This is a genomic window from Streptomyces sp. NPDC104096 (assembly GCF_055584385.1).
Genome location: NZ_JBVJMD010000116.1, coordinates 1 through 8,662 on the forward strand (window position 1 = coordinate 1; position 8,662 = coordinate 8,662).

The 8,662-nt window shown below is 71.0% G+C and carries 8 protein-coding genes and 2 pseudogenes; 5 read left to right on the plus strand and 5 right to left on the minus strand.

The features are described 5' to 3' along the window. Positions 1-423 precede the first annotated feature (423 nt). A pseudogene (locus tag ACZ60B_RS42005) lies at positions 424-708 on the plus strand (UBP-type zinc finger domain-containing protein); the annotation flags it as partial. After that, on the plus strand, positions 706-1,224 hold the full coding sequence (locus ACZ60B_RS42010) for a DUF427 domain-containing protein (protein ID WP_469397143.1): 519 nt from the start codon (positions 706-708) through the stop codon (positions 1,222-1,224). The pseudogene ACZ60B_RS42005 and the gene ACZ60B_RS42010, both read left to right, overlap by 3 nt. A 55-nt stretch (positions 1,225-1,279) precedes the next feature. Here the strand turns inward: ACZ60B_RS42010 and ACZ60B_RS42015 are convergent, their stop codons facing one another. The 5 genes from ACZ60B_RS42015 to ACZ60B_RS42035 form a co-directional block, all read right to left on the minus strand. Continuing rightward, positions 1,280-1,873, minus strand: a complete 594-nt coding sequence (locus ACZ60B_RS42015; protein WP_469397119.1) for a glycosyltransferase — start codon at positions 1,871-1,873, stop codon at positions 1,280-1,282. A gap of 263 nt (positions 1,874-2,136) precedes the next feature. After that, the gene (locus tag ACZ60B_RS42020; protein ID WP_469397123.1) at positions 2,137-2,931 is read right to left on the minus strand and encodes a YqjF family protein; all 795 of its coding nucleotides are present in this window, start codon (positions 2,929-2,931) and stop codon (positions 2,137-2,139) included. A gap of 7 nt (positions 2,932-2,938) precedes the next feature. Further along, on the minus strand, positions 2,939-3,640 hold the full coding sequence (locus tag ACZ60B_RS42025; protein ID WP_469397126.1) for an SDR family NAD(P)-dependent oxidoreductase: 702 nt from the start codon (positions 3,638-3,640) through the stop codon (positions 2,939-2,941). Between the two features lie 537 nt (positions 3,641-4,177). Next, entirely contained in the window at positions 4,178-4,495 is a 318-nt protein-coding gene (locus ACZ60B_RS42030) for an HAD family hydrolase (protein WP_469397129.1), read from the minus strand. 329 nt (positions 4,496-4,824) lie between these two features. After that, on the minus strand, positions 4,825-5,235 hold the full coding sequence (locus ACZ60B_RS42035) for a hypothetical protein (protein WP_469397133.1): 411 nt from the start codon (positions 5,233-5,235) through the stop codon (positions 4,825-4,827). A gap of 986 nt (positions 5,236-6,221) precedes the next feature. On the opposite strand from ACZ60B_RS42035, the gene ACZ60B_RS42040 reads away from it, so the two are divergent. The 3 genes and pseudogenes from ACZ60B_RS42040 to ACZ60B_RS42050 form a co-directional block, all read left to right on the plus strand. After that, complete coding sequence (locus ACZ60B_RS42040) at positions 6,222-7,280, plus strand: right-handed parallel beta-helix repeat-containing protein (protein ID WP_469397135.1); 1,059 nt, start codon at positions 6,222-6,224, stop codon at positions 7,278-7,280. A gap of 611 nt (positions 7,281-7,891) precedes the next feature. After that, complete coding sequence (locus ACZ60B_RS42045) at positions 7,892-8,326, plus strand: helix-turn-helix domain-containing protein (protein WP_469397139.1); 435 nt, start codon at positions 7,892-7,894, stop codon at positions 8,324-8,326. Positions 8,327-8,394: 68 nt separating this feature from the next. After that, positions 8,395-8,662 (plus strand): annotated as a pseudogene (locus tag ACZ60B_RS42050) (transposase); the annotation flags it as partial.

The window sequence follows — 8,662 nt, forward strand, 5'->3', positions numbered from 1 at the left end:
CAGAAAGAAGAAAGAACCCCCCTCCCGGCCACCCACCCCCCACAACCACACACCACCCACCCCCGAAGCACCCACCCCACCACAGCTACCCACACCGGTTTCGGCGAGAAGTACATCCAAGCGGCCCCGAGCGCGTCGCAGACCTTGACCGGCAGGCCCCGACCCGAAAACCCGGCGGCGACGAGCGTGCCGCCGGCGTGGGGATGCCCCGACGAGGACCGGCTCAAGCTCCTCGCCGGCCGGGCGGCCGGCTCCGATCAACCCGGCCGACACCGGCACGACGGCACTCGCCGGCCCCGCTGAACGGCGGCGCACCTGCCCGCCGCCTGCATCCCCTGCGCGGGGTGGAGGTGAAGCAAGGGGCGAGACGAGGGACGGCAAAGGAGAGATCGTGGACAGCACTGCACCGGCCGGTGATCACCGATGACGAAGTGGGCGCCCCGGCACGACGGCGGACGGCCCTCGGGGAGGCCCTGTTCGCACACCTGGACGGCCGAACCGGCGCCGCTGAGTGAGACATGCACGACGTGCGCGGCACGCGAACGTGCGCCGGCCGACCTGCTGCTCTGCCTGACCTGCGGCCATGTGGGCTGCAGCGACAGCTCTCCCGGCGCTCACGCGACGACGCACTTCGACTCCAGCGGCCACCCGGTGGCCCGCGCCCTGGCCCGCGGCCAAAAGTGGGCCTGGTGCTACGAGGACGAGGTGTACCTGGATCCGCTCTCGGAACAACCCGTGCCGCATTGCGCCCCACGGCCGCCCGAGTCCGTCTGGGACTACCCGCGCCCGCCCGCCGTACGGGAGGACGACCGCGCCGTGCGGATCGAGTGCGCGGGCCAGGTGGTGGCGGAGACCCAAAAGTCCGTGCGGGTACTGGAGACCAGTCATCCGCCGGTGTTCTACATTCCTGCGGCGGACGTCCGTACGGAGCTGCTGATCCCGGCGCTCTCGGGCCGGACCTGGTGCGAGTGGAAGGGCTCGGCCCGGTACTGGGACGTCGTCGTGGCAGACGACGTACGCGCCGACGCCGCCTGGAGCTATCCCCGTCCCGAACCCGGCTTCACCGCCCTCAAGGACTACTTCGCCTTCTACCCAAGCCGCATGGACCGCTGCACGGTCGCCGGAGAGGCCGTCACGGCGCAGGAGAGCGACTTCTATGGCGGCTGGATCACCTCAGAGGTGCGCGGGCCGTTCAAGGGCGGGCCGGGCACCCTGCTGTGGTGAAGCCGAGCCGCCGCCCGGCCTCCCCCCCTCCCGTCACGGGCCCTGCGCACACTGGTCAGCCGGTGTGCAGGGCGGTGTACTCGGCGGCTGGTTCGTCCGCCATGCGTGTCGCGGAGAACCGCTCGGCGAGCGGCTTCCTGCCCACAGCCGCGTAGCGGCGCCGGTCGTCGACAAAGGTGGCGGCGACCCGCCGTAGGCCCCGCATCAGGCCCGCCTGGCCGGATGTGTCCATCAGGAGGCCGTTGACCTGGTCGCGGAGGTAGTGCGCGACTTTCCCGCGGCGCGGACCGGCGACGGAAAGGCCGGCGTCCATCGCCTCCAGGACCGCTATCTTGAACTCCTCCTTCGCGCTCGGGCGGACGTACCGGCAGCAGGCGTCGGCCGTACGCTGTGCCAGGGCACGCTGCAGTCGGCGTACCTCGGTGTTCGGCAGGGCCGGCAGCAGCGCCAGGCGGCGCGCGGCCTGCGGGTACGGGGCGAGGAGGGTGTCGATGCGGCGGCGGACGCCGTCCTCCACGGCGGTGCCGGGGCCGGGGCTGTTGCCGATGAGGACGAGGGTCGTGGTGTGGTGGGCGCCCGCCGCCGGCCAGGACCGGGCCAGGAGGTCCTGCTGCTTGACCGGATGCAGCCGGCCCACGCACAGCAGCACGGGAAGTCCGCGGTCCCGGGGGTCGAGGGCGTCGGGGCGTGTCCCGTCCCGGTAGAGCCGCTTCAGCGCCTCGCACCGCCGGTCGTCCTCGTCGGGTGCGGGCCGGCAGGGAGCGATGCCTTCGGGCGGAGCGCCGGGTCCGCGTCCTTCGTCGAGCCGGGCTAGGCCGGAAAGGGGCCCGGGTGGGCGGCCGGAGAGCTGCTGGCCGCCATGGGCCGGCGGAAGTCGACGGACTGATCCCGGCGCCGTCGTGCCGGGGCAGGTCAGCCGGGCCGCGTGCCGGGTGCGGGCGGGGGCACCGGCGGGCCGAAGACCACCGGGAGGCCGGGAGCGTACAGAACGCTCACGGGCTCGCCCTGTGGCCTCGACAGCCCGGCCGCCGCGACCAGGTCGTCCTCCCAGCCCAGCAGGGTGCACCTGCGGAAGGACCAGGCGGGGTGTGCGTTGGGCAGGTAGTAGGTGCGCCCGAGGAACCGCTCGTGCAGCCCCCAGCGCTGGGTGAGGAACTCCTCCAGCGGCGTGGCCGCCACCGGCTCGTCCGCCACGTCCAGCCACACCCGTGCCCCGGCTCGCGCACCCTGGCGCCGACCCGTGCGGTACAGCAGCCGGCTGTCGAACCACTGGCTGTGGATGCGGGACCACCGGTAGGGCAGGCCGAACGCGCCGCGGGCCGTCAGTACGGGCAGCAGTCGGTCGCAGTCGAGCGAACGGAACACCACCCCGCGCCGTCCCGTGGCGTCGCGGCTGTACAGGCGGACGTTGACCTCGCCGAAGCTCCCCAGGTACGGCAGGGCCGGTGTCCGGCCGAAGGCGAGGTCGTCCATGCGGAAGAAGACCAGGCCGACGTACGCCCGGCCCTGGTGGAGGTCGGGCACGGTGCCGGCCGGCAGCAGCCGGGCCACCTCGAACGGGTCGGCGGGCCAGTGCAGGAACACCAGGTCCCGCCAGCGCTGCCGGAACAGCACGCGCCGCGCCGTACGCGGAGCCAGCGGGGTCAACGCCTCCGCGGGCCGGGCGCTGTGGGACGAAGGGCCGTACGCGAGGCGTCTTTTCGGCATGTCCGCCCTACCGCACCACTTCGAGCGCCGCACCGCTGCCGGGACGCACAAGTCTCGCCCCCTCAAAGAGCGCCCGCACGATCACGTCCACTGCCTCCCAAACGGGCAATCCCCGCGGCAGCGGCGGCGCTTGGCCCACGACGGCGCGCCCGGCGAAGCCCGTGTCCATGTGGGGCAGGTTGATCTCCAGCACGGTCACGCCCTGGCGTCGCTGCTCGCGGCGGACCGCCGTCAGCCAGGTGGCCAGCGCGGCCTTGGCGGCGGCGTAGTCCGCCATCCGGGCCGGTGCCGCCTCGGCGACGATCCCGGTGACGGCCGCGAGGACGCCGCCCTCGGGCAACCGGTCCCCGGCGGCCCGCAGGAACGCCATGGGGGCCAGCGCGTTCACCGCCATCAGGTGTTCGGACACCGCGTCCTCCACCTCCCCGGCCGGCCCGAAGGCCGCGACTCCGACGCATACGACGACGCCGTCCAGGCCGCCCAGTTCCGCCGCCGCCCAGTCGACGGTCTTCGCACAGGAGTCGGCGTCCCAGGCGTCGAAGGTGCGGGCGGGAGCGTGCTCGCACGCCGCCGAGACACGGGTGAGGGCCTCGCGGTCCCGTCCGGCCAGCGCCGTGCGGGCACCGAGGGCGTGCAGCCGTACGGCGAGCGCCGCCCCGATCTCCCCGGTGGCACCCGGCACCAGAATCCGTGCACCTCGTAGCTCCATGCCCCGCCTCCCGTTCCGTGCCGACGACCTGGCACTACGTATCTGGTTCGCTGGTCGGCCGTCGGCCGGATGCAGACGCGGGCACACCAGGAACGGCACGTCGGCCTGCCGGCGGCTTACCAGGGTCGATGGCGTCCCCGGTCCGGGTCAGCCGGCCGGTGCGTGAGCGTGCCGCGCGGCGGCCAGCGCGTCCGCGAGCTCCCGCAGGTCCTGCGCGCTGCGGCTGGGCGGGGTCATCGTCCGCGGGTACACGGGGGTTGCGCACCGCAGCCACGCTCCGTGCAGTCCCGCTCACCGTGCACCGTCGATGTCCCGCGGATGCACGGCGACCAGCATGGCCTGTCCGGGCCGTACGCCGGCCCGCTCGACGGCGTAGTGGTAGGCGGCCGGTGCCGGTCTCCAGCAGCCGGGGGCCGCCGACGTCCGACAGGGTCTCGAAGCAGTGCAGCACTCCGGCCCCATCCAGCAGCTGCTCGGTCTGGATGGCGCTGCCGTTGGTCATCGCGGTCAGCCGATACCCCGCATCGCTCAACTTCCTTATCCCGTCGGGTACACCGGATGGTCGTCCAACCGGGAGAAGCCGTCCAGAATGTGCCTGGCCGCGGCTTCTTCATCCGTCGGCGGGTTCTCCAGCCGGGACAGCAGTGTCCGCAGTCCGTCGTGGGCCAGGGAGGCGAAGCCGGCGTAGGCGCCGGCGGCCGTCAGGGCGAAACCGTCCCGCAGTACCCCGGTGAACCACGTCGGCAGCAGATGCCCCGGGGTACCGACGCCCTCGAAGCGACCGCGCAGCGGCGCGAGATCGCTGAGGGTCTCGTTGACGTCGAAGACGAGGACCCGCGGCCGGCCGGCAGCCATGCGCTCCCCTATTCCGGCATCCGTGGGCGGTTGCCGGACGCCGGGTCCGTCCCACCGCGCGTACCCGTCCCTTCAGACGCGCGGTCCAGGGATGTCCACGCCGCTGCCCCGATGCCGACCGAGTCCCCGGCGGCGGCGACCGACTTCCTCAGCGTCGCCGCGTCGAGCCGGCCGACATCCTCGCCGCCCTCGACGGTCTGGACCGACCCCCGCCAGTCGCCGGGAGGGTCAGCAGCCGCCGGTGGCCGCGGGGGCGCCGATGCGGCTCATGACCCACGTGCGGACACACCACAAACCGCCGCGCCGGCCCCGGAGAGCCTCGGCAGACCTCAGTGAATGTCGGCGCAGATCGGATCGCTGGTAGGCAGTGCAGCAGCAACGTTCATCAGGCAGATACGGACCATCTGGCTCAAGCGGCCCAGGTGCAGGGCCGACGCATCGTCGTAGATGAGCACCCGAAGAGCGTCGACGTGAAGCCGGTCGTCCTTTTCAAGGTGCGGCAGGCCGGCGAGGAGTTCGTGCGAGGGGCGTACGGTCGCTGCGGCCACGATGTCCGCGAGCCGAAGCCGTTGCACCAGGGCCTCGGTGCCGGCTTCTTTCTGGGCGACCGCGTCCAGGACGAGGGCGTGGATGCTCAAGGCAAGCAGCGTCTTCAGCAGTGCCTCGGCGGTGGCGGGGTCCATCGACCAGGTCCAAAACCGCTCGAGGCGGTCGACGCGTTCCCCAGGAATGCGGTCCACGGCCTTGAGGATCTGCTCGCTGCACGTCACACACGCCGTCCAGACATCCACGGTGGTCGCTCTCGCCTTCCTCGACCGGATCGAGGGTTGTGCGGGGGTCAGAGACAGCGGGCCTTCAGGACGGCTCCGTTCACGTCCGCGTTCGCGGTCTCGCCGTAGTCGATGGAGCCGATCACGCGTGTGCGGTAGCTGTACAGCAAATCCGTGCTCCGGTACTCGCAGGTGAAAAAAGCCGTGGTCGTCCGGTACGGCGGCGGGCAGGCGTACTGACGGTTGGACCGCGCCACGGTAAGCCACCGGCCCGGGCCGGGGTTGTACCACTCGATCTCCGACTCGCTGTTGCACGAGAACGGGGCATGAGGTGCGCAAGCTCTTGATCCCGCCCACGCCGGTCATCTTTTCGGCACTGTAATTCGGCTTCTTTGCACGACAGGTACAGAAGACCGTGTCGCTCGCCGCGGCTGCGCCGTCCGGGGACGCCGGCACCTCTTGCTCGATGGGACCGGAATCTGGCTCATCGGCAGGCAGCGTCGGCGACGGCAGGCCCGAGCGCTATGAGCGCCGCCGAACCCGCAATGGCGATTCGTTGTATCCGGCCTCTTCGGAGCAAGGAGTCCTCCTAGCGACAGGGATCAGTGGTTGATCGCGGTTCACGCTAGGAGTGGGCCCTGGACTTCAGCAGGTGCATTGCGGTCAGTTGCGAAGCGTGTGACCACGCAGTGTCACACCGGACCCCGCAGAACGCTAACCCCCCGGGGCCCGTGGTGCATCCCTTTCGTCAGGGTCGCCGACACAACCAGCCACAGCCCCGGCCCGGCTCAAAGTCCTCTTCCAGATACGGCTGCCCGTGCGCGACCATCCCCCGGTTGGCGCACAGGCTTCCTGCACAGGAACCACACCCGCCCTGCTCCCTCGCCTGCTCGCGACATGCCCTCGGACGGACCATCCGGCAGCCCAACGAGCTATCAGGTCATAACGTATCGAAGATGAAGAAACGTTACATCGCCTTTCTCGTGAGCGCGGTAGCGTTCGTCGGCTCCTGCACCGCCGCCGCGTCAACTGACACGGCACAGCAGACGCACACCGTGCACCCGGGGGAGTCGATCCAGAAGGCGGTGGACACCGCCAAGGCCGGCGACACCGTGCTGGTGCTGCCCGGCACGTACCACGAGAGCGTCAAGGTGACGACGCCCGGCCTGACCCTGCGCGGCATGGGCAACACCACCATCCTCCAGCCGGCCGCGAAGGCCGCGGACGACTGCGGCAGGCGCGGCAATGGCATCTGCGTGTCCGGCACCAAGACCAAACGGCTCACGGGCGTCACCGTCTCCGACCTCAAGGTGGCCGGCTTCTCCAACGCCGGGGTGATGGCCCTGGCGACCGACGGACTGACCGTGCAGCGCGTGACCGCCGAGAAGAACACCGTCTGGGGCCTCGCCGAGGAGCGCTCCCAGCACAGCCTGTACCGGCAGAACACCGTCCGCAACAGCGGGGACGCGGGCATCTTCCTGGCCAACACGATCACGGCCGAACAGGGCTCCGGCGACACCGGCCACACGCAGATCACGCAGAACACCCTGACGGGCAACCGGATCGGCATCACCATCCGCCGACTGCGCAACCTCACCGTCACGAGCAACGACATCACCGGCAACTGCATGGGCGTCTCCATCGTCGGCGACGAGAACAAGCCGAAGGCCGGCGCGCTGACCGTGCGCGGCAACCAGGTCATGAAGAACAACAAATACTGCGCCAAGACCAAGCGGCTGCCGTTCCTCCAGGGCTCGGGCATCGTCCTGTCCGGCGCCGACACGAACGACGTCACCGGCAACGTGGTCACCGGGAACTCCGGCACCTCCCCGCTGTCGGGCGGCATCGTGCTCTTCAAAAGCTTCGTCGGCGCCACCAGTGACAACAACCGGATCAGGAACAACTCGTTGCGCGACAACTCCCCCGCCGACCTGGTCAACCAGGAGGCCGCCCAGCGCGGCAACGCCTTCGAGCACAACACCTGCCGGGCGTCCCAGCCCGAGGGCCTGTGCTGAGGGGCCGGCCATGACACCCCGTCGCAGCACAGGGCCGGGCGACCCGGCCGGGTCCTGGCATGCCGAGACCACACCGGCCGGGGACGACGGGGAGATGGCCGATGGGGATCCCACCTGCAGCCTCATATGCCTGTGGCGCCTACGCACCTCATCCTGAAGCGATCAGTTGGCTCCGCTGAACCATCCCGGCCGTACCTCGGTCAGAAGCGGTTGCAGGGACCGCACCGCGGTCCGCAGGTCCTGATCCGTGACGTCAACCACGATCAGCGGGATCCGGCTGGGCCGGGTGAGTTCGTCACCCAGGCGGCCGGCTTGGTGGACCTCGGCGAGGCGGGTGACCCACTGGGCGGCGGTGGCGAACGCGCCCCGATGGCTGGCCTGCCAGAAGCGGATGCCTACTGCCGGATCCCTCTTTGGCTGGGTATATGTCCTGGTGGCGGGGTAGTTGCGGGTGCTCGGGGGCGGGTGCTGGGCGATGGTTTCATAGGCACGGCCGGAGCGTGACGAGGACGAGCGGGCCGTCGTCTGCCGGTCGGCGCGGGCGCGGAAGGCGCCGCGGGATGCGGTGATGCGGGCCCGGATGATCGAGTCGAGCTGATCCGGGGCTGCGAGTGCCGGCGATCGCGGTGGAACTGGGCTGCAGTCGGAAGACGGTCCGCTGCCGGCTGCACCGCTTCAACCACGCGGGCCTTGAGGGCTTGGACGATCTGGGCGGGCAGGGCCGCGAGCGGCGGATCACCGAGCAGGAACGGTCCCGGATCATCTCCCTGGTCAAGACCGTGCCGCCGGGGCGGCTGCGGCGGGAGCCCGTCGGGGAACTGTGGGCCTTCGACGAGTCGGGACCCGCCCAGTGGACACTGGATTCCCCGGCCGCGGCAGCGAGGGCCGAAGGCATCGAGGTGGGCCGCTCGCAGGTGCGCCGCATCCTGCTCGCCGAAGGCGTGCGCCGGCGCCGCACCCGGTTCTGGACGCGGTCGAAGGACTGGGACTTCGACCCAGAAGGACACGGATCCTCGGCCTCCACACCCGCCCGCCCGACGACGTGACGGTGATCTGCGCCGACGGGCCGGGGCCGGTGATCCCGCGAACCTTCCCGCCCGCACCCGCCTGGTCAATGGACGGACACCGGATCAAAGCCGAGCTCGACTACAGCCGCGGACCGGAGAAAACCCGGGTCTACGGCGGCCTGCGACCCGCCGACGGCCAGGCCCTCACCATGACCGCGTCCTCCCGCAACAGCGTCTTCCACCAGCAGTTCCTGCAACTATTCGAGGACGCCAACCCGACCGGCCAGATCTGGATCGTCACCGACAACCCGTCCGGCCACAACGGCCTGTCCACCCGGGCCTGGCTCGAGGACCATCCCCGCATCCACCACGCGT

What these genes read in the sequence shown, in the direction of transcription:
- ACZ60B_RS42020 (WP_469397123.1), bottom strand. Translation starts at nt 2,931, where the DNA reads ATGCCGAAAAGACGCCTCGCGTACGGCCCTTCGTCCCACAGCGCCCGG.
- ACZ60B_RS42025 (WP_469397126.1), bottom strand. Translation starts at nt 3,640, where the DNA reads ATGGAGCTACGAGGTGCACGGATTCTGGTGCCGGGTGCCACCGGGGAG.
- ACZ60B_RS42030 (WP_469397129.1), bottom strand. Translation starts at nt 4,495, where the DNA reads ATGGCTGCCGGCCGGCCGCGGGTCCTCGTCTTCGACGTCAACGAGACC.
- ACZ60B_RS42040 (WP_469397135.1), top strand. Translation starts at nt 6,222, where the DNA reads ATGAAGAAACGTTACATCGCCTTTCTCGTGAGCGCGGTAGCGTTCGTC.